The organism is Bacillus sp. ISL-57 (genome assembly GCF_018613135.1).
Taxonomy (GTDB): Bacteria; Bacillota; Bacilli; order Bacillales; family DSM-1321; genus Peribacillus; species Peribacillus frigoritolerans.
The window spans coordinates 1-20,247 of record NZ_JAGGQV010000031.1; the positions used below are offsets into that span (position 1 = coordinate 1).

The 20,247-nt window shown below is 41.6% G+C and carries 20 protein-coding genes and 2 tRNA genes; 2 read left to right on the forward strand and 20 right to left on the reverse strand.

Features of this window, described 5'->3' with window-relative positions; genetic code table 11:
• Window positions 1-461: 461 nt before the first annotated feature.
• From lysS to spoIIE, 16 genes are all read right to left on the reverse strand, one after another.
• Entirely contained in the window at window positions 462-1,961 is a 1,500-nt protein-coding gene (lysS, locus tag J7I90_RS24935) for a lysine--tRNA ligase (protein ID WP_214774336.1), read from the reverse strand.
• 188 nt (window positions 1,962-2,149) lie between these two features.
• Window positions 2,150-3,148 (reverse strand): tRNA dihydrouridine synthase DusB, encoded by a 999-nt coding sequence (gene dusB, locus J7I90_RS24940; RefSeq protein WP_214774337.1) that lies wholly within the window; start codon window positions 3,146-3,148, stop codon window positions 2,150-2,152.
• Window positions 3,149-3,172: 24 nt separating this feature from the next.
• Window positions 3,173-3,385, reverse strand: a complete 213-nt coding sequence (locus J7I90_RS24945) for a helix-turn-helix domain-containing protein (RefSeq protein WP_095394493.1) — start codon at window positions 3,383-3,385, stop codon at window positions 3,173-3,175.
• Entirely contained in the window at window positions 3,337-3,864 is a 528-nt protein-coding gene (gene folK, locus J7I90_RS24950) for a 2-amino-4-hydroxy-6-hydroxymethyldihydropteridine diphosphokinase (protein ID WP_214774338.1), read from the reverse strand. The genes J7I90_RS24945 and folK overlap by 49 nt, the downstream gene beginning before the upstream one ends.
• A 2-nt stretch (window positions 3,865-3,866) precedes the next feature.
• Window positions 3,867-4,226 (reverse strand): dihydroneopterin aldolase, encoded by a 360-nt coding sequence (gene folB, locus J7I90_RS24955; protein ID WP_034316287.1) that lies wholly within the window; start codon window positions 4,224-4,226, stop codon window positions 3,867-3,869.
• A 1-nt stretch (window position 4,227) separates the two neighbouring features.
• Window positions 4,228-5,064 carry a dihydropteroate synthase gene (folP, locus tag J7I90_RS24960; protein WP_214774339.1) on the reverse strand — a complete coding sequence of 279 codons (837 nt, stop codon included), beginning with the start codon at window positions 5,062-5,064 and terminating at the stop codon, window positions 4,228-4,230.
• A 163-nt stretch (window positions 5,065-5,227) separates the two neighbouring features.
• Complete coding sequence (cysK, locus tag J7I90_RS24965) at window positions 5,228-6,154, reverse strand: cysteine synthase A (RefSeq protein ID WP_034316291.1); 927 nt, start codon at window positions 6,152-6,154, stop codon at window positions 5,228-5,230.
• 130 nt (window positions 6,155-6,284) lie between these two features.
• Window positions 6,285-7,181: a peptidyl-prolyl cis-trans isomerase gene (locus tag J7I90_RS24970; RefSeq protein WP_214774340.1), complete on the reverse strand. Its 897-nt coding sequence runs from the start codon at window positions 7,179-7,181 to the stop codon at window positions 6,285-6,287.
• Between the two features lie 18 nt (window positions 7,182-7,199).
• Window positions 7,200-8,081: an Hsp33 family molecular chaperone HslO gene (hslO, locus tag J7I90_RS24975; RefSeq protein ID WP_214774341.1), complete on the reverse strand. Its 882-nt coding sequence runs from the start codon at window positions 8,079-8,081 to the stop codon at window positions 7,200-7,202.
• A 26-nt stretch (window positions 8,082-8,107) separates the two neighbouring features.
• A complete protein-coding gene (locus J7I90_RS24980) occupies window positions 8,108-8,887 on the reverse strand; it encodes a type III pantothenate kinase (protein WP_214774343.1) in 780 nt (259 codons plus the stop codon).
• A gap of 158 nt (window positions 8,888-9,045) precedes the next feature.
• The gene (gene ftsH / locus J7I90_RS24985) at window positions 9,046-11,106 is read right to left on the reverse strand and encodes an ATP-dependent zinc metalloprotease FtsH (protein WP_082854481.1); all 2,061 of its coding nucleotides are present in this window, start codon (window positions 11,104-11,106) and stop codon (window positions 9,046-9,048) included.
• A gap of 117 nt (window positions 11,107-11,223) precedes the next feature.
• The gene (gene hpt / locus J7I90_RS24990; RefSeq protein ID WP_214774391.1) at window positions 11,224-11,763 is read right to left on the reverse strand and encodes a hypoxanthine phosphoribosyltransferase; all 540 of its coding nucleotides are present in this window, start codon (window positions 11,761-11,763) and stop codon (window positions 11,224-11,226) included.
• A 32-nt stretch (window positions 11,764-11,795) separates the two neighbouring features.
• Entirely contained in the window at window positions 11,796-13,190 is a 1,395-nt protein-coding gene (gene tilS, locus J7I90_RS24995; protein ID WP_214774344.1) for a tRNA lysidine(34) synthetase TilS, read from the reverse strand.
• Between the two features lie 93 nt (window positions 13,191-13,283).
• On the reverse strand, window positions 13,284-14,279 hold the full coding sequence (locus J7I90_RS25000) for a protein kinase domain-containing protein (RefSeq protein WP_214774393.1): 996 nt from the start codon (window positions 14,277-14,279) through the stop codon (window positions 13,284-13,286).
• Window positions 14,248-14,985, reverse strand: coding sequence for a VWA domain-containing protein (locus J7I90_RS25005; RefSeq protein WP_034316300.1), 738 nt, complete (start codon window positions 14,983-14,985; stop codon window positions 14,248-14,250). The genes J7I90_RS25000 and J7I90_RS25005 overlap by 32 nt, the downstream gene beginning before the upstream one ends.
• 191 nt (window positions 14,986-15,176) lie before the next feature.
• Window positions 15,177-17,651, reverse strand: coding sequence for a stage II sporulation protein E (gene spoIIE, locus J7I90_RS25010; protein WP_034316302.1), 2,475 nt, complete (start codon window positions 17,649-17,651; stop codon window positions 15,177-15,179).
• Between the two features lie 327 nt (window positions 17,652-17,978).
• Between spoIIE and J7I90_RS25015 the strand changes: the two genes are divergently transcribed.
• Window positions 17,979-18,052, forward strand: a tRNA-Met gene (locus J7I90_RS25015).
• Between the two features lie 20 nt (window positions 18,053-18,072).
• Window positions 18,073-18,144, forward strand: a tRNA-Glu gene (locus J7I90_RS25020).
• 164 nt (window positions 18,145-18,308) lie between these two features.
• Here J7I90_RS25020 and J7I90_RS25025 read toward each other — a convergent pair.
• From J7I90_RS25025 to yabP, 4 genes are all read right to left on the reverse strand, one after another.
• Window positions 18,309-18,764 (reverse strand): S1 domain-containing RNA-binding protein, encoded by a 456-nt coding sequence (locus J7I90_RS25025; protein ID WP_034316303.1) that lies wholly within the window; start codon window positions 18,762-18,764, stop codon window positions 18,309-18,311.
• An 81-nt stretch (window positions 18,765-18,845) separates the two neighbouring features.
• On the reverse strand, window positions 18,846-19,232 hold the full coding sequence (locus J7I90_RS25030; protein WP_214774345.1) for an FtsB family cell division protein: 387 nt from the start codon (window positions 19,230-19,232) through the stop codon (window positions 18,846-18,848).
• Between the two features lie 13 nt (window positions 19,233-19,245).
• Window positions 19,246-19,878: a spore cortex biosynthesis protein YabQ gene (yabQ, locus tag J7I90_RS25035; RefSeq protein WP_214774346.1), complete on the reverse strand. Its 633-nt coding sequence runs from the start codon at window positions 19,876-19,878 to the stop codon at window positions 19,246-19,248.
• Entirely contained in the window at window positions 19,875-20,183 is a 309-nt protein-coding gene (gene yabP, locus J7I90_RS25040) for a sporulation protein YabP (RefSeq protein WP_034316308.1), read from the reverse strand. Before yabP ends, yabQ begins: the two co-directional genes overlap by 4 nt.
• Between the last annotated feature and the right edge of the window lie 64 nt (window positions 20,184-20,247).

Genomic DNA, 20,247 nt, shown 5'->3' on the forward strand with positions numbered 1-20,247 from the left:
AAGCGTTCGTCCTGAGCCAGGATCAAACTCTCCGAAGAAATGTTTGACTTGCTCATTTGCTTTTTTGATAGTGTGTGCTCACTTAAAATTTAACGTTGGCGCTTTGTTTTGTTCAGTTTTCAAAGAGCAATGTCTTTCGGAACAGCTTATTTATAATAACATTTTCATTACTCGGAGTCAACAACTTTTTTAAAAACTTTTTAAAGTTTGTAATCTGTTTGCAACTCGTTCGTAACGACAGATATAAATATAACACCATTACGTTAACTGTGCAATACCTTTTATAAAGTTTTTTTGCGATAATGTTGTTTTTCTTTCAAACCCTAGAATTCAAACTAAATCAAAGATATGAAATTATAATAAAAAAACAAAAACCGAATCGGACTTACTAGGATCAGGAGTTGCCCCAATGATCCCAGCCATCCGAATTCGGCCATGCAATCAAAACTCATTTTATTATATTAGCGATGTCTCATTAAAGGGAATAACAGGACGTCACGTATGGAAGGAGAATTAGTCAATAGCATAACCAAACGGTCAACACCAATTCCCAGTCCTCCAGTAGGCGGCATTCCGTACTCTAACGCCTCCAAGAAATCTTCATCCATTTCATGAGCTTCATCATTACCTTGCTCTCGTTCTTTCAATTGAGCTTCAAAGCGTTGACGTTGATCAATCGGGTCATTAAGTTCAGTGAACGCATTTGCATGCTCCCTACCTACAATGAATAACTCAAAACGATCTGTGAAACGGGAATCTTCCGGATTTCTCTTTGCTAAAGGAGAGATTTCCACTGGATGTCCATAGATGAATGTAGGTTGAATTAACTTATCTTCCACCTTTTGTTCAAAGAATTCATTTACGATATGGCCAAACTCCATGGATTCCTTAATTTCAATCCCATTTTCTTTAGCAAGCTGCTGGGCTTCTTCTTTACTCATTTCAGTCCAGAAGTCCACACCGGTATATTCTTTTACAGCGTCAACCATGTGAAGTCGTTTCCATTCCGGTTTTAACTCTATCTCATACTCCCCATACTGGATGGTAGTCGTGCCCAGAACTTCCTGAGCAATATGGGCAATCAGATTTTCCGTTAAACTCATGATATCTTGGTAATCCGCATAAGCTTCGTATAATTCAATCAATGTGAATTCAGGGTTGTGCCTTGTGGATACCCCTTCATTTCTGAAAACCCGGCCAATTTCATAAACTTTCTCCAATCCGCCAACGATCAAGCGTTTTAGATGAAGTTCAATGGCAATCCTTAAATTCAAAGGCATATCCAAAGCATTATGGTGAGTAAGGAAAGGCCGTGCAGCTGCTCCACCAGCAACAGAGTGCAATAGCGGCGTCTCCACTTCAAGGTATCCATGATCATCCAAATACCTTCTCATGGCTTGTACAATGCGACTGCGCATGATCAACGTATTTTTGCTTTCTTCATTTGTAATTAAATCGACATATCGTTTCCGGTAACGCTCTTCAACATCCTTTAGGCCATGAAATTTATCAGGCAACGGGCGAAGCGCTTTAGCAAGGAAAACATATTCTTTAGCTTTAATGGAAAGTTCCCCGACTTTGGTTTTGAAAATAACGCCTGTTACTCCTACGATGTCGCCAAGATCCGTTTGATTGAAAATTTGGTAAGAATCTTCACCGATGTTATCCAAACGGACGTAGATTTGGATTTGACCGCTAATATCCTGGATATGGGCAAATCCCGCTTTCCCTTTTCCACGCTTCGTCATGACACGGCCAGCGATCGTAACTTCAATTTCTTTTTCTTCAAGTTCTTCCTTTTCTACTTCACCATAAGCACTGATTATTTCTTGAGTGTTATGCGTGCGCTCGAATCTGCTCCCAAAAGGGTCTTGTCCATTATCCATCATGGCCTGCATTTTATCGCGCCTTACCTGCAGTTGGTCATTCAATTCTTCATGACTCACGAAAATCATCTCCATCTTTATTAATAAATGCTTTATATAATTAATCAGAAATTCTTTTGCATACATATTTATTCTTACATAAAGTTAAGGATTTCAACAGCTTTTTATCATAAAACATTGTTTATGTACATATAAAAACTGCCAGGATTACTGGCAGTTTAAGATAAGCGTATTATAGGAAAATAGGAAGGTGATGTCAAACATCAGACCATTTGGAGGTTTTGTTCCTTTGCTTCAACTTCATCAACAAGTCCATAAAGAAGCGTAACAACATCTTCTCTTGTTTCACAATCATTAATTCCTTTGCGAGCCTTAGCGTTCCCTTTAACACCCTTTAAATACCAAGAAGCATGCTTACGCATTTCGCGAACGGCGACATTTTCATTTTTCAACGCAATCAGACGATCCATATGAAGCACGCAAACATCCATCTTTTCACGAACTGAAGGCTCATCCATCAGTTGACCGGTTTCAAGATATTTTACAGTCCGGTAAATCATCCACGGGTTACCTAGAGCTGCACGGCCGATCATGACTCCATCAACACCCGTTTCCTTCAGCATTCTTTCCGCATCCTGTGGAGTTTCCACATCACCATTACCGATTAGGGGAATATTAATCGATTTCTTCACTTCACGGATAATGTCCCAGTTAGCTTTTCCTTCATACATTTGAACACGTGTTCTGCCATGCATGGAAACAGCTTTACCACCTGCGCGTTCAACAGCCTGAGCATTTTGAATCGCAAAAACGTGTTCATCATCCCATCCTATGCGCATTTTTACAGTTACCGGCTTTTCAACAGCATCAACCACCGCTGAAACCATCTCATAAATTTTGTTCGGATCGAGAAGCCACTTCGCACCCGCATCACATTTAGTGATTTTAGGGACAGGGCAGCCCATGTTGATATCGATGATGTCAGCAGTTGTATTTTTATCTACAAATTGCGCAGCTTCGACCAAATTCTTCTTTTCACCGCCAAAGATTTGCAAACTTAACGGCTTTTCTCTTTCATCTATATAAAGCATATTCATCGTTCTAGCATTTTTAAGAACGATTCCCTTGTCACTGACCATCTCCGCACAAACAAGACCAGCACCAAATTCCTTGACGGTCAAGCGGAATGCCGAGTTACAGACTCCCGCCATCGGTGCCAGCACTACCTGGTTCTTCATTTCTATATCGCCTATTCTTAACACTTTGTGGCCCCCTATAACATTCTTTCATTTTTCCTCAGGTGGCTGAAGCTCCTCAATGGAAATATGAAGAATTTCCGCCACTTCCAGTAAAAATGCTTCTGAAGGGTTACGGTTCCCTCGTTCAACTTCTCCCAGCAAGGAAACGGATACACCTATTTCCCTCGCAAATCCTTCCTGGGTATAACCCTTTAACTTTCGAAAAGCGCGAATACGCCTTCCCCATTTTTCACCTTCCATAATCGAACTCCTTCTTTATCCGAAATCTGTTCAAGCAGGTCGCTCAAAGGTGCATGCATTTGCGGAAGTGATATATCTGGGTCCACTTCCATTAAAGGCACGATAACAAAAGCCCTCTCGTGCATACGAGGGTGCGGGACTGAAAGAGTCTCTGTCTCAATATTTTCATGATTATATAACAAAATGTCAAGGTCTAAAGTACGAGGACCCCACCTGATTTCCCTTTTTCTCCCTAAATCCTGTTCAATTTTCATACAAGCCTGAAGTAATTGTTCGGGTTCTAAATCGGTTCTCACTTTAAGGACAGCGTTTAAAAAACAGTCCTGGTCTTCATATCCTATCGGGTCCGTTTCATATAAAGAGGAGCATGACACCAATTTGATATGCGGGCTTTCAGACAATAATTGGAAAGCCTTTCGGAATGTTTCAAGGCGATCACCTAAGTTCGACCCTATTGAAAGGTAAGCAATATTTCTCACAATCAGCGTCCCCTTACAATCTCTATAGCAACCGAATCATAGTGACCTGCTATTGGAGGATCTGGTTTATAAACCTTGACGGTGCATGTCTCGATGGAAGAATATTTATTAAGCAGTTCAGAGGCGATTTTTTCAGCGACAGCTTCCACTAACTTAAAAGGCTCTCCCTCAACAACATTTTTACACACTTCATATAACTCGCCATAGTTGATTGAGTCTTCAAGGTTGTCACTCTTTCCCGCCTTGGCTAAATCAGTCTGGACGATTAAATCCACTTTAAATCGCTGACCAAGCTTCGTTTCTTCCGGAAAAACTCCATGATAACCGTAAAACTCCATTTTATTCACATATATCTTATCCATATCATTCACCTTTTCCTAATAGAGCATCCATCATCTTTGCAGTCCGTGCCATTTCCTTCACATCATGTACGCGAACCATTTGACAGCCTTGTTGAATGCCATGACAGATTGTGGCGGCCGTTCCTTCCATTCGCTCACCAGGCGGCAGGTCCAGAACATGTCCAATCATGGACTTTCTTGATGTGGCTAACAGAACTGGATAACCTAACGATACCAGCTTATCAAGATTCCTCATCATTTCTAAATTCAACTTTAAATCTTTCGCAAAGCCAATTCCTGGATCGAGTATGATGTTTTCATCCTTGACACCTGCATCCTTCACCAACATGATGCTTTCGAATAAATCTTGAAGTACATCCCGAACAAAATGTCCATATTCCATATTACCCCTGTTATGCATCAAGATGATCGGCACATTATATTCCGCAGCTACCTTCGACATCAAGGAATCGGCTTTACCTCCCCATATGTCATTTAATATATGGGCTCCTGCTTTTACCGCCGCTTCCGCCACTCTTGATTTATACGTATCGACCGATATTGGAACCTCAATATTACGGGTTATGGCCTCTATAATCGGGGCGACTCTCTCTATTTCCTCTTCCTCCGATATCCTCTCATAATTAGGTCGGGTGGACTCTCCGCCTACATCCAATATATCCGCTCCATCGTTGACCATCCGTTCGGCATGCTTCAAAGCAGCATCTATCCGATTATATTTCCCGCCATCCGAAAAGGAGTCCGGCGTAACATTCAAAATCCCCATAATTAAGGTTTTATTGCTGTAATCCAAATCAAATGAACCGCATTTTATTTTTGACGCTCCAGCTAATGACATCCAACGTTCTCCTTCACTTAAAGAAATCTATATATACGAGTTTACCCATTTACACAGGCATAGTGCAAGCTCCAGGAAGATTCGGAACACTTCTGCTGACATTACTGCAAAAAGAAAAGCAAAGCCCCTAAGGAACTTCGCTTCTCATTTTTAGCGTCTTGTCTTACTCAAAATTATATAATGGCGTACTTAAGTAGCGTTCACCATTACTTGGTATGATGGCAAGTACCTTTTTGCCTTTTCCCAGTTTGTCAGCCACTTTAATGGCAGCTGCGATTGCACCTCCAGAAGAAATTCCGCCAAGGATTCCTTCTTCTTTTGCTGCGCGGCGTGCATAATCAAAAGATTCCTCTGTATTGACTTGAATGATTTCGTCATAGAGATCTGTATTCAATATAGTTGGAATGAAGCCTGCCCCGATTCCTTGGATTTTATGAGGTCCTGGAGTCCCTCCCGATAATACTGGGGAATCCGCAGGTTCAACAGCGTAAATTTTAATGTCAGGGAATTTCTCACGCAGGACTTCACCGGCACCTGTAATGGTTCCGCCAGTACCGATTCCGGCAACGAATGCATCCAGGCCTTCATCTCCAAAGGCTTCAACGATTTCAGGACCTGTTGTGTTCCGATGTACTTCAGGGTTGGCTTCGTTTTCGAATTGCTGTGGAATGAAGTAACCTTTTTCTTTAGAAAGCTCAGTCGCCTTTGCGATTGCACCCTTCATTCCTTCAGGCCCAGGAGTAAGAACTAACTCTGCTCCATAAGCGCGAAGCAAGTTACGGCGTTCCAAGCTCATCGTCTCCGGCATAACCAGAATTGATTTATAGCCCTTTGCCGCAGCTACCATCGCCAGGCCTATTCCAGTATTTCCGCTTGTAGGTTCAATGATCGTATCACCTGGCTTAAGGGTACCATTTTTTTCTGCCGCTTCGATCATCGCAAGGGCGATACGGTCCTTTACACTGCTGCCTGGGTTAAAATACTCAAGTTTCAAATAAATATCTGCACTGTTTTCATTTTGAAGCTTGTTTAACTTAACAATAGGTGTTTGTCCAATTAAATCGATTACAGAATTAGCTATACGTGCCATTTTCTCCACTCCCTTATCATTTCAATACCGAGTATGTTTATTGGTTTTATAATTTTAAAGTTACCAGTTTTAATAGTTCATTGTCAATAATTATATACTATATTCTAAATTTTCTCACACAACCATTGACCTACTTTTCTTCCTTCAATCCATAAAACCATTCTACATCAAATTCGTCCCAGAAAATTTTCCCTGAGACCGGTGCCTGAATCTGTTCAAGAGCTATTTGGCGGTGAATCTTGTCTTTAACTTCTTCATATTCATATTGCTTACCCTCTATTCTTTCATGCAGGTAGAGAACGGCCCAGCCATCCTCCGTTTGGATTGCATCACTCCACTTTTTCACCTTCAATTTCTCGGCAGCGGTAATGTATTCCTTGGATACTTGCTCGTTATCCTGTGATATATAACCCATGTCGCCCCCTTGATTGGCAGTGAATTCATCAAGCGACTTTTCCATTGCCAAGACATCAAAGGAGACACCTTTCTCCAGTTCACGTATGACTTGGTCTGCCTGCTTTTTTGTAGAAGTGGTGATATGGGAAATATGGAAAGCAGTAGGGATTCTGTAGATATCCTTATTATTATCATAATGACTCCGCATTGCCGTTTCGGAAACCGAAACGTCCTTGGTGAGGAGCTTCTCGAGAAGGAGACTCGACTGAATTTCCTGCCTCAGCTGATCGTTACTTTTATTAAGGTTCTGACCGGTAGTCCCATACATCGTTTTCATCATTTTAAGTTCCCGATCAAGCTCTTCATCCGAAGTCTTCACTTTGTATTTTTCAGCTGCCTGTTTCACTACCTCTTTATCGACCATATCCTCAAGTACATCTTCCCCATATCTTTTTTCGAGCTCATTAATCCATGCTTCCCGGGAAATATCCTTGGATCCAACCTTTGCGGCCGTTTCTTCCCCAATGACGGATTTTGAAATGATTAGTGGTTTTATGACAAAGATAATGATAGTCAATAGGTTCAACAAGGCAAGGCCAGCAATAATCGCCCGAAGCTTTTGTTTTGGCAAACCCTTATCCCCCGTAAATTATTTTTTGGTTTCCGCTTCCAGTTCCTCGAGTTCTTCCTTCGAGAATTGGTAGGTCTGATTACAAAAATGACAATGCGCCTCCGCTTGTCCGTCTGTCTCAATGATATCCCGGATCTCGGCCTGCCCAAGGCTAATCAATGCAGTGGCAATTCTCTCCCTGGAACATTGACAGGAGAATTGGACATCCATTTTTTCTAGTATATTCACATTGCCCTCACCTAAAATTTCGGTTAGGATTTCTTCAGGAGTCATTCCACTTTGAATCATCTTGGAAACAGGAGTTATCGTGCTTAGTCGATTTTCAATTTTGGAAATCGTATCTTCGGATGTACCCGGCATCAACTGAATGATAAATCCACCCGCTGCAAGGATTGAATTATCCGGATTCACGAGAACCCCAACCCCAACAGATGATGGCACCTGTTCGGAAGTAACAAAGTAATAAGTGAAATCTTCACCTAACTCTCCCGATACAAGCGGTACTTGCCCCGAAAAGTAATCACGAAGACCAATGTCTTTGACAACAGTCAGCAACCCATCGGTACCCACCGCTCTCCTTACATCCAGCTTTCCCTGCTCATTCAAATCAAAGTGGGTTTGCGGGTGAGTGACATATCCGCGGACTTCTCCCTTTGCATTGCTGTCGACCAGGATGGAACCAATCGGTCCACCACCCTCGATTTTAATCGTCAGCTTTTCTTCACCTTTTAACATTCCGCCCATCATAACGCCTGCCGTCATAGCGCGTCCAAGGGCAGCAGATGCAGTAGGCCATGTATAATGGCGTCGCTGCGCTTCTCCTACGGTGTCTGTTGTTGAAACAGCATATGCCCGCACCTGGCCTTCATAGCCTAACGCTTTTATTAGATAATCCTTCATTTATTTTGCTCCTTTCAAGCTTTGTATTACTTCTTTACTTGCTCACGATTACGTTTATAAATCAGCTGCAGCCCCTTCAAGGTCAAAAATGGCTCCACAACGTCAATCACAGTGGACTCATTAGCAATTAAGGTAGCCAGTCCGCCTGTCGCTATTACCGTTGGTTCTAGATTACTTTGCGCCTTAATTCGATTGACGATTCCTTCTACCTGACCAACATATCCATACAAAATGCCAGACTGCATGGCGGAGACCGTATTTTTCCCAATAATCCCTTCCGGCCGGCTGATTTCTATTCTTGGAAGTTTGGCTGCTTTTGAATAAAGTGCTTCAGTAGAAATATTTATACCAGGAGCAATGGCTCCGCCCATGTATTGTTTATCCTCATTTATGTAGCAATATGTCGTTGCCGTGCCAAAATCCACGATGATGAGAGGGCTTCCATATTCCTGAATGCCTGCAACCGCATTAACGATTCGGTCGGCTCCCACCTCACGGGGATTTTCGTATTTAATATTCAATCCAGTTTTTATTCCAGGTCCAACTATTAGCGGTTTAATTCCAAAGTATTTTTTGCACATGCGTTCAAGCGCAAACATAATTGGCGGAACTACCGAAGAAATAATGATTCCATCAAATTGATCAAACGAAAGACCTTCATGTTGCAGCAAAGACTTTATGACCATTCCATACTCATCTTCTGTCTTGTGACGGTTAGTCTCTATTCGCCAATGATATTTTAAAATATCTTCATCGTATACGCCTAATACGGTATTCGTATTCCCAACATCCAATACAAAAATCATCGTTTCATCACTCCGGTAAATTATTCTCCAACATCATAACACACTGCTATATCACACGCTATTAGTCGCACTTTTCGAAAGGTACCCCAAAAACTTTATCACAAGAGTTAAGAAAAGGGTATTTCCGAGGCGGAAATACCCTTTTGAATTTAGTCAACTTAAGACTTTTTATTGTCATCTTCGTTCGGGAAGGAAAGCGGCTGATCTTGAGGTGCACCTTCTTTGATTGGAGGGGTATTCAGTCCTTCCTCCGTTATTTCAAGGTCCTCAGGTCCTCTTTTATCCAATGGATCTAATAGGGCCTCTTTTTCTTCCTTCTTCTTATTGATGTTCACCTTGACATTCTCATCAGTGGTTAAATTCCCATTCAGAGCCGTATAATCCCGATCTGGCAATTTACCATTATGGAATAATCCTTTGATTTGTTCCGCATCAAGTGTTTCCACTTCAAGCAGGGTTTTTGCAACCAAATCAAGTTTTTCACGATTTTCAGTAAGGATTTTCTTACATCTTTCGTAAGCTTCCTTGATGATACGTTGAATTTCAAGATCGATTTCATATGCTATTGCATCTGAATAGTTTTGATCATTGTTGAAATCGCGGCCTAGGAAGACCTGACCTTGAGAATTACCGAATTGAAGCGGTCCGAGCTTACTCATTCCATATTCCATAACCATGCTACGAGCTATGCCCGTTGCACGCTGGAAGTCGTTATGCGCACCGGTACTCACTTCTCCGAATGTAACTTCTTCGGCTACACGGCCACCCAATAGTCCTACGATTTTATCTTTTAGCTCAGGTTCCGTCATGAAGAAACGATCTTCTTTCGGCAGCATAACTGCATAACCGCCAGCTTGACCACGAGGGACAATCGTAACTTTATGAACGATTTCGGCATCATCCAGAACCAGCCCAATAATGGTATGTCCTGCTTCATGCCACGCTACGATATTTCTTTCCTTTTTGGAAATGACACGGTTTTTCTTGGCAGGTCCGGCGATAACGCGATCCGAAGCTTCATCCAAATCGGACATGTCGATCTTCTTCTTATCTTGACGGGCAGCAACAAGCGCCGCTTCATTAAGTAAGTTTTCAAGATCTGCACCAGAAAATCCTGGAGTACGCTGAGCGATCGCTTTCAAATCGACTGTTTCTGCCAATGGTTTATTGCGTGCATGCACTTTCAGCACTTCTTCACGGCCCTTAACATCAGGGCGGCCTACCGTTATTTGACGGTCAAAACGTCCCGGACGCAATAATGCCGGATCCAATACATCAGCACGGTTAGTCGCAGCGATGATTATGATTCCTTCATTACCACCGAAACCATCCATTTCCACCAGTAATTGGTTCAATGTCTGTTCGCGTTCATCGTGACCGCCACCAAGACCTGCGCCACGTTGACGACCGACTGCATCAATTTCATCGATGAAGATGATACATGGTGCATTCTTCTTAGCATTTTCAAACAAATCACGAACGCGGGATGCACCGACACCCACAAACATTTCAACAAAATCAGAACCACTGATTGAGAAGAAAGGAGTTCCGGCTTCACCAGCTACTGCTCGTGCAAGTAAAGTTTTACCTGTACCAGGAGGCCCAACTAAAAGTACCCCTTTAGGGATGCGGGCTCCAAGCTCGGCATATTTGCGAGGATCTTTCAAGAATTCAACGACCTCGACAAGTTCCTGCTTTTCTTCGTCCGCTCCGGCAACATCATTGAAGCGAACTTTTTTCTTATCATCATTATACAATTTCGCCTTACTTTTCCCGAAGTTCATGACGCGGCCACCACCGCCGCCCTGAGCTTGGTTAAGTAAAAAGAAGAAGAGGATAAAAATGATTACAAATGGAATGATGGAAGTGAAAAATGTCACCCAGCCACTTGTCTTTTCTGGAGGTTCCACAGTGATGATGTCCTTACCCAACTTGGTTACGGCATCATTTATCCGACTTTGCGAATATTCACTGAAAGGCACGTACGTCACAAAGAATTTGTTTTCCTCATAACCTTTGAGCTTTCCTGTGATTTCAAATACACTGCTTTCGGGCTGCATCGTCAGTGCAGTAACGTCCCCATTCTCCAAATGCTTATAGAATTCATCTTGGGTCATTTTCTCCGTTGGTTCATTGTTATTATTAAAAATGCTTACAATCCCAATGATGACCAAAAAGATCAGTAAATAAAATATGGTATTACGGAAGATCCGATTCATCCCTTACCTCCTCCCACGGGTAAACAAACTATAGTAAATACTATCATATAAAATTAATGAATTACAATAATTTAACACCGCTGTTTTTATCTGGTCTTCTCTTTCAAACAGGTACGATTAATTCGAGTAAATTTCAGGCTTCAATATGCCAATATACGGGAGATTGCGATACTTTTCCGCAAAATCAAGACCATATCCGACAACAAATGCATCTGGAACGATGAACCCGGCATAGTCCGGAGTGATATCCGCTTTCCTGCCTGTTGGTTTATCCAATAAGGTAACGATTTTAATTGATTTTGCTTTTCGATAACGGAAAAGTTCCGCAAGATAGCTAAGAGTCAAACCGCTGTCGATAATATCTTCGATAATTAAAATATCCCGGCCTTCAACCGATGTATCAAGATCCTTGATGATTTTCACTTCACCGGAAGATACAGTGGAGTTACCATAGCTCGAAACATCCATAAAGTCCATTTCAAGATGTGTATCAACGCGTTTCAGTAAATCTGACATAAATGGCATGGCGCCTTTCAGCACTCCGATGGCCAACGGGAACTTACCTTGGTAATCAGCTTCTAGCTGCGCACCCAATTCCCTTATTTTCAATTGAAGTTCTTCCTCTGATATTAAAACTTTTTCAATGTCGTTTTGCATGGTCATTGTAATTAATTGCCCCCCATGAAGAATTAAGCTTTTTTATATTCTAAGTAAATTAAAGATTTTTCATCAGAAATTATATCCGGCTCGACATTTGACTTCTTTAAACCGGGCAGCCAAATCGCCGTTCCCGTTTGATCGATGATGACCGGCCACACATTTCTTTCTAGCATCGGGATCTTTTCATTAATAAAAATATCCTTTAACTTTTTAGTTCCACCTAATCCCTTGACGGCCATCCGTTCGCCTTCATTCCTGGTTCGGGCTGTAAGCGGAAACTGAACAGCTGATTCGGGAAGAATAAAAGAATGATTTCCCCTAAGTACCGGAATTTCTTCTTTTATATAGTGCGCTTTAATCTTATATCCATTCGGAAGAATAGTCTCACCGGGAATTTGTAATTTTAGGGAATATTCACGGCTTTTTTGCCGAAAAAATCTAAACATGCAAGTTTGATATGATTTTTCCGCAATAAGGCCCTCCGGAAGATGCAATTCTGCAGATGGTTGAGGATTCAAAAACAAAACTAAAAGTTGGTCAATATGTAATGCCGAAAGCGATGAAGGTCTCTCCAAATAAAGATAGTTTAATATTAGTTGAATCGCCCTTCTTTGTAAAGGTTTAGGCATCGCGAGAACCTTATCAATCTGAATAACCGCTTGATCTTTATCCTGCTGGATCCAAACCTCGGACATTTTGCTTGAAACCAGGTTCAAAAAAAACTCTTCATCTTCATATAGCTCTTCACTGAATCGTTGAAAATGCTCATGAACCTTTCTATTTTCTTTCTTTAGAAAAGGAAGAACTTCATGCCTAAAACGATTTCTTGCATAGACGCCGGTTTCATTGCTCGGATCAAACCTTGGTTCAATATCATGAAGGCCCGCATATTCGATTATTTGGCTTTTCGTGATTTCAAGAAAAGGCCTGATCAGATTCCCTGTATGAAAACGTCTCTTTATAGGAATACCCGCTCTTGCCTTGCCTGTCGCCCCTCTTGTTAAACGCATGAGCATCGTTTCTATTTGATCATCTCCATGATGCCCCAGGACAAGCGTGGAGGCTTGATGCTTATCCATCACTTCCTCATAGAAAGCAAAACGCAGCTTTCTTGACGTTATTTGTGAACTTTCCCCCGTCTGCTCCATCCGGGCAGGAACATCGATCCTTTTTCCCTCAAATGTAATGCCCCACCGTTCACAAATGTGTTCGACATATTTATAATCCCCATAGGACTCTTCACCACGAAACATATGGTCAACACTTGCTACGATCATCTCGTAATGAAAAAGAGGTTGAATTTCCTTAAGGATATGGAGAAGCACCAGCGAGTCCGGTCCTCCGGAAACGCCTATTAGCAACTTCGAGTTTTCCTTAATCAATTCGTTTCTATAAATGGTGCTCAGAACTTTTTCCTTTAACATACAATCTTCCTTCTTTATGGACAGGCATTAGTTTTATACGATTCAATCATGAAATGGTTTCAACCATTTCATGGCATTCACCTAATAACTATATCATAACAACTGTTCATATATGTAAAGAACATAGAGCATCGATATGATGGCAACCAGCAAAAACGTTTCAAAAAAACCGCCGCTTTTCTTTTTTGATTGGTTTTGGAACCTTCTTGCTTGTCTTGTTGAAGGTTGCGCGGTTTGCTGCTGACCCGTCGCTGTCTGGTTCGGGCCCTTTTTCTTCGAATGATTTTGCTTACTTAGCACCTTTACCAGATCCTCCCGCATTTGGACGGCTGAATCATACTGCCCGAGGAGCGCCTTATCCAACATCTTCCTGTATGGATGCAATTCCTTTTTCTGCTTAATTAAGTCGTTAAGCTGTTTATACCCCTCCCCTTTCTTCTGGAAACGTCCGGGATAGGCAGAATTGATTACAATCATTGCCACAGCGAACAAGTCATATTGCGGATCGGCCTTTCTTGATCCAAGTCCCCAGTACCCCCTGTCAAAGAACTCAGTAAATTCTTTAACAGACCGCCCGATCAAGGTGGTTCCGCCAACATCCACACACCGTACCTTATAGGCTGGTGATGTCACGATCAAATTCTCTGGTTTCAAATCACCGAACACCCAGCCATTGGAATGCAAGGCAGACAAGCTTGTTAAAAGCTGAAGCATCAAGACTCCAATCCATGACGACCCTTTCTTATCAATGAAACGCAAAAAATCTTGTCCATGGATATATTCCATGACATAAAAAGGGAGCTGCTTTCCTGTTTTCATGAAATCATCCGCTTCCAAAAATGAAGGTCCAAGGGTAGACCCCTGGACCTTTGAAAAGGATTTTAGGATATTCATCTCCGAAATAATGGACGTCCCATTATCACTGAGCTTTAAAGCATAATGACGATTTCCTCTTTCAACCAAATAAACGATCCCGTTCGCTCCACACCCCAATTCCTTAATTATTTTGTACTGGTTTTTATTCCATTTTCCAGTGACTATACTGCCAGGAAGAAGTTTACATTGATTCCTCAAAGTATTGTTCATCATCATGTGATAACAATCCCCTCAATGAACGTTTTTTATTGAAATGAGTTAAAGCTTCACGAATGGCAGGACCTGTCGGAGTGAGTCCCCCTGTACTAAGCTTAGGAAAGGTTGCCGTCAAGGCTTCGAGGTTCGGGGTCCAATCCAGCAACTTTTCAACGTCATTTCTTTTCCCAGGAAATACGAATACGGAAAAACGGCTGTCACCCATCCTTGCATTCATACTAAGGGAAAGATCTAATAAGGAATCTTTCACTGTAGGCAGTTTATGTTTCATGCTTGCACTGGTATCAACAAGAATCAGTACTTCGAGCTTGCTTGTTTCCCCAAGCTCATCGACCACCTCCATCACTTCTCCCCGTTTATCCGGCGGAAGATCCTCCATCGTTTTTGAATCTCCGAGTATTTGTTGAAGCTCGCGATTGATAACTCCCTGTATCGTTTGAGTCATCGCCTTTTGTGTCACCATCTGGACGGTTTGGGACAACTGCTGCGAATAGACTACTTGACTTACGCCACCTCCTGAACCAGCAATCTTCTCGATTTCCTTAAGTCCCTTTTCATCTATCACATCATTTTCCATTACACCTATGACATTGATGGTTATGCCTTGTTCCCTTGCTAATTCAGCCATGGCAGACGGCTCCTCACCATGATTTGAACATCCGTCGGTTATAAGCAAAATCTGTCTTAATGTTCCTGCTTTCATGTTTTGCTCTCCCTTCCTATCAACTTGTTACCATAATTGACTAAAAAAGGGGAAATTATACGCAACAGACATTACACCAAGTCATATCATGGAGCGGAATGATTGAAAAGAGTTCATCACTTTACCTTTTATCCTTCTTCCATTTACACCACCTCATTTTGGGTTTTATTTATTTTATATATAAACGGCCCCTACTGGGCCTTTTTGCGTTTTGGGGAAACGGGAATGGATGCCCATTTCGGTGTGTTATGCTTAATTTTCGATGTCACCACTGTCATGTCATCATCTATGATGCCTTTTGTTCGGATGACCTCTTCCAATATTAAATCAGAGATTTCCTGCGGATCGTCAGTTTCCATTTCCTTGATTTTTCGTTTTAGCCAGAACTCGATATTTTCGACATGTGAGGGGCCATCGAACACTCCATCGCTCATCATGATTAATATATCCCCTGCCTTCAGCTCTTCTGATACTACATCAACATCAAAATCCTGGATGATCCCCATAGGGAGGTTACTTGATTCAATTTTTATTATCCTATCCCCCCTTTTAATGAAACTCGGTATCGAACAGATCTTTAAAAACTTAGCCCTTGCGTCCTGAAGATCAATCATTGCCAAATCAAGAGTCGAAAATATTTCATCGGTAGTGCGTAGAGATAATACGGAGTTTACGGATTTAATGGCTATTTTTTCTTCTATTCCCGATTGTAAAAATTTTTGTAGCAGCTTCAATGTTTCTGTACTTTCAAAATGGGCCCTTTCCCCATTTCCCATTCCATCACTAATGGCTATTGCGAATTTGCCGCAGCCAATTTCCATGGTCGTAAAACTATCTCCTGAAACAAGCCCTCCCCCCTTGGCAGCATGAGCCACACCCGTTTCGACCGTGAATTTTTTTGCTGACCTAAATATCACCTCACATTGCCCGCTTGGATACGTTGCACACTCTTCTGAATGAACGACTATCGTTTCCCCTAAAATGTCAGAAAGCATAGGTGCAATCAACTTTTCACATTCCCCTCTGCCCTGGCAGTATGGGACACTCATCTCTATATCAACATTTCCTTGTTCTAGACTGTATATTTCCACATGGCCTATGTGCAGGCCAAAATCCTGGATGGCTTCCAAAATGGATTCTTCATGTACATGATGATTCTTCCTTTCCCTTTGAATTTCTTTTGCAAAATCATCCATCACTGCCGAAACGCCCCGCAGTTGATCCGCCACTAGCTTCCGGCTTTCCTTCACCTGCCTTTTTAGTTTTTGGTTAGCTTCAAAATAAGTAAGCTCCTGTGATATCGCCCCAATCACCTGAGGCCCGCGACTGCAATATTTCCCCCATTCTTTCGAAGTTTTTTGGGGGAGCTGACCATTATTTTCACTTAATTGAAGCATAATTTCCTGCATGCCGTCATAGGTTGTATTAAAGTTCTTGGACCAGCATTGTTCCTTTTTAAAACAAAGCTGGCACGTTTTTTCCGTTACATTACTTAAGAAGTAGTCGAATTCTTTCTCATCTTCCTCCAATCTTCCCCTTTCATCCACTTGGGAAAAGCTATTAGAGAGCGCCTCAAATACATGTGAGAATTGCTCCACCCTTTGAGCGGTGACATCCCTCACTTTTCGGGCATACTGCTGCTGTTCATCAGAATTCTCGACTGTTCCCGGTATATGTTTCGCTATTTTGTTGATGATGGATGACGGTGTCAATATAAATAGGGCCACAGCTATAAGTGATTCATAAAGGGTCACCATAATATTATTGGTGCCCTCACCATATAAACCTATCAGTAATGTAGCAATCAAGAGGCCGCTAGCGACCCCTATCTTCCTTCCCTCCTTCAACAGTCCGCCCAGAAGCCCTGAAAATGCGAGAAGGCTCATTTGATATAGACTGGCAATACTTGCCAAGCTGAATATCAATCCAGTAACTACACCTACAGTGGAGCCTATGGCGGCCCCTCCCGCCAGCCCGAAGAGGAGGACCAAGTATCGCGAGAATATATGGTCGAGTGATAAATCGTATATCATCCAGCCGATGGTTCCGGTCATCACCGAAGCCAGTAAGATGATGATGCTGACAATTTCCTCCGTCTTTAATGATTGGGACTTTGTCCTAACGGTCAGCATCGGGATGGACTGTATGAAGATTAAAGTTAAAATCATCGCGAGTCCCGCCTCTACTCCTATCATCATCAAGTCGTACAGCTGAATCGTTCGGAATACCAGATATTGCTCGGCCAGGTTGACCAGGAATAGTGAAGCGAATACGTACATCGACATCGTCTTGAATTGTCCTTCCACGGCGGGCTTCTTGATCTTATGAAATAACAGGAGCAGGAACGCCGATGCAAAGATGACTAAACTATTCGAATAGTGAACGGTCAGCCCACCTGCAATCAATCCGAATAACGCCAGTGGAGCCCTATCACGTCTCATGAGAAAAACGGCTGCGAAAAACGGAAGTCCAAATGGTGCCAACTGCGAAAGAATTAAAGCCCTTCCTAATAAAAAACCGATGATTGCTAAAGAGATACCTTTTTTTATGAATATGTCTTCACTCTTCATTTGCAGTTGTTGGATCCAATTGATGGCCCCTGCCTTCGCTTCTTTTAACTGAACATCTCCAAGAGGTTCCATCATAGGTCTTTCCACTTTTTCCATTTCAACACCCCATTCGTATTAGTGATTTTTATTATAAAGAGGGCTTGTCTATTTTTTTGTCAGAATTTTATAAGCGGATAAGAAAAACGTTCGACGAAATTCTTCTTGAATAATCATTTGTATACAGGTTTTTGTGCCTTTTTTTTCAATACAGAAACGGGTGTTCTTTTTTTTTTGAAGAAAAGCAAAGTTTTTAGGTTATTTTTGCGGAAAATAACCCGAATAAATAATCAGGAAATGGAAACCGACAAACTTTAATATTTTTGTTGACATTTTTTCTTTACGAATGTAAGATATAACTTGTGCTTCAGTAGCACTTACCATTATGGCGGCGTAGCTCAGCTGGCTAGAGCGTACGGTTCATACCCGTGAGGTCGGGGGTTCGATCCCCTCTGCCGCTATCTTTCAACATGAAACTTACGGCCCGTTGGTCAAGCGGTTAAGACACCGCCCTTTCACGGCGGTAACACGGGTTCGAATCCCGTACGGGTCATCAAATATCAAAAGCGCCTCTGCACACTTTTATCAGTAAGTGAACAGAGGCGCTTTCTTTGTCGTACTATAATAAAAGAAGACAAGCCGGCAAGCTTGCCTTTATCTACACTATGAATAATTTCACAGGAAAAGTTGCTAAACTATTATTTTTCAGCAGCAGTTTTATCCGCGTCTTCCTCCTCGACCTCCCCGTTTCGTTTCGGTGCTACGTTTTAGGGTCGTTAAGCGGTCTTCGCTATCTTTTAAGAATTTAGCCATTTTTTGCTCAAAGTTTTCTTTCGGTTGGAAACCATTGCCTTTCGAGCGAAAGTCTTTGGAACGGCTGTCATTCCCTCTACCTTGGCGCGGACGTGGTGTGTATGCAGGTTTTTGTTCAACTTCAGGACGGTCTATCGCTTTTTTTATGGACAAGCCAATCTTGCCATCTTTAACGTTGATGACTTTCACCTCAACTGTATCGCCCACTTTTAAATGATCATTGATATCCTTGACATAGTTATCAGCCACTTCACTGATATGGACAAGACCGGTTGAACCTTGAGGTAGCTCTACAAATGCACCAAAATTAGTTATGCCTGTTACTTTACCTTGTAACTTGCTGCCTACTTCGATTGACATAAAAAAAATGTTCCTCCTTAGAAATGTTAAAAAAATCTCTTCACCCTATATTATAACGAAAGTAAAAAAACAGTGTCAATATTAGTCACTATCTTCCTTCCCTTTTGGAAGTGTAAAAATGATTTCACCTTTTTCAGACAAGAAATAATCCCGTCTTGCTATTTTTGCTATATAATCGTCGTCATTAAGCTTTACGATTTCTTCTTTAAGAAGGGTCTCGTCTTTTTTCAATTCAGCTAACTTTCCCTTCAATTCTTGCTTTTGCTGAACTTTCTCATCCAGTGCAACATTTTGCGTTATGAGGGTGGAAACGGCAAAAATCAAAAAGACAGCGGCGAAAACTGAGTAAAGAGTTAATCTACGCATTAGACCACGCTTCTTTTTTTCTACGGTTTGTACTTTTTTCTCTTGTTGAGCGACGTAGGGATTTTCCATTTTTGCCACTTTCCTTTTACGCAGGCTACTCATTTTTTATCGCTCCTCATTTCTTTTTATTTTTCCATCCATTTATCGTTCTAAATATAGAATTCTTTATTTTCAATAAAATCCCTTTTCCTTTATTATAAAACTTCCCGACGTTTTTCGTAACAAAAACCGGCAATAAATTCCATATATAAGTCAGAATCCATTTTAATGGTCTCCAGAATATATTCAAAATAAAGAGAAGTATTTTCCCCGCCCATTTTAATAAGGTCAAAACGAACTTACCTATCCCGATGATGATGGCTAATATGGATACTATTACCCATTTTATCGGTAGAAATATCATCATGTGAACCGAATTCGCTATAAATCTCGCCAACTTTATCACAAGTATTATCAAAAACTCCAAAAAACGTTGATATAATCCTTTGAAAAGTGCTTGATAAGCTGAAAAACCGCATAATAAGGCCAAAAATAAATAGAGGCGAAACTCTCCCTCATTCACTAAAAACAAAACATAAAAAATAAGGAGACCCTGAATGATCCAGAAAAGGAAGTCATGGATGAATACAATCCACCTTTTCCTTTCTGAACGATTCAGGAACCGGCTATACGTATCCAGGGCAGCTCCAAAGCCACTGCCCATGCCTATCATCGCAAGCAACGTATAAAATTGGATCGTTAAGGTCATTTGAACAACTTGCCAAAGAATCCTTTAGCTTTCTCCCCTGATTGCTCATCTAAATAAACAAGGTCGAAAATCTTTCCCTTAATGGAAACGATGCCTTTATCAACATCCAAATTCTTCATTTGCAAGTTTTGGCCCCGGATAGATAAGAATCCCATTGACGTTTCGAGCAGAAACTCTTCATTATCAAAACTTTCGACTTGTTTGACACCGGTAATATCAAGTAAACGGCGGCCTTTCATCGTTACATCATGCTCTTGGGTCGTTCCCTTTGTGTAACCAGCATTCGGATCAATATATTGGCTCATTTTATCATCCCTCACAGTACCACTGATTTTGTACAAGTGTATGTCTGTAAGAGTGGAATTAGAA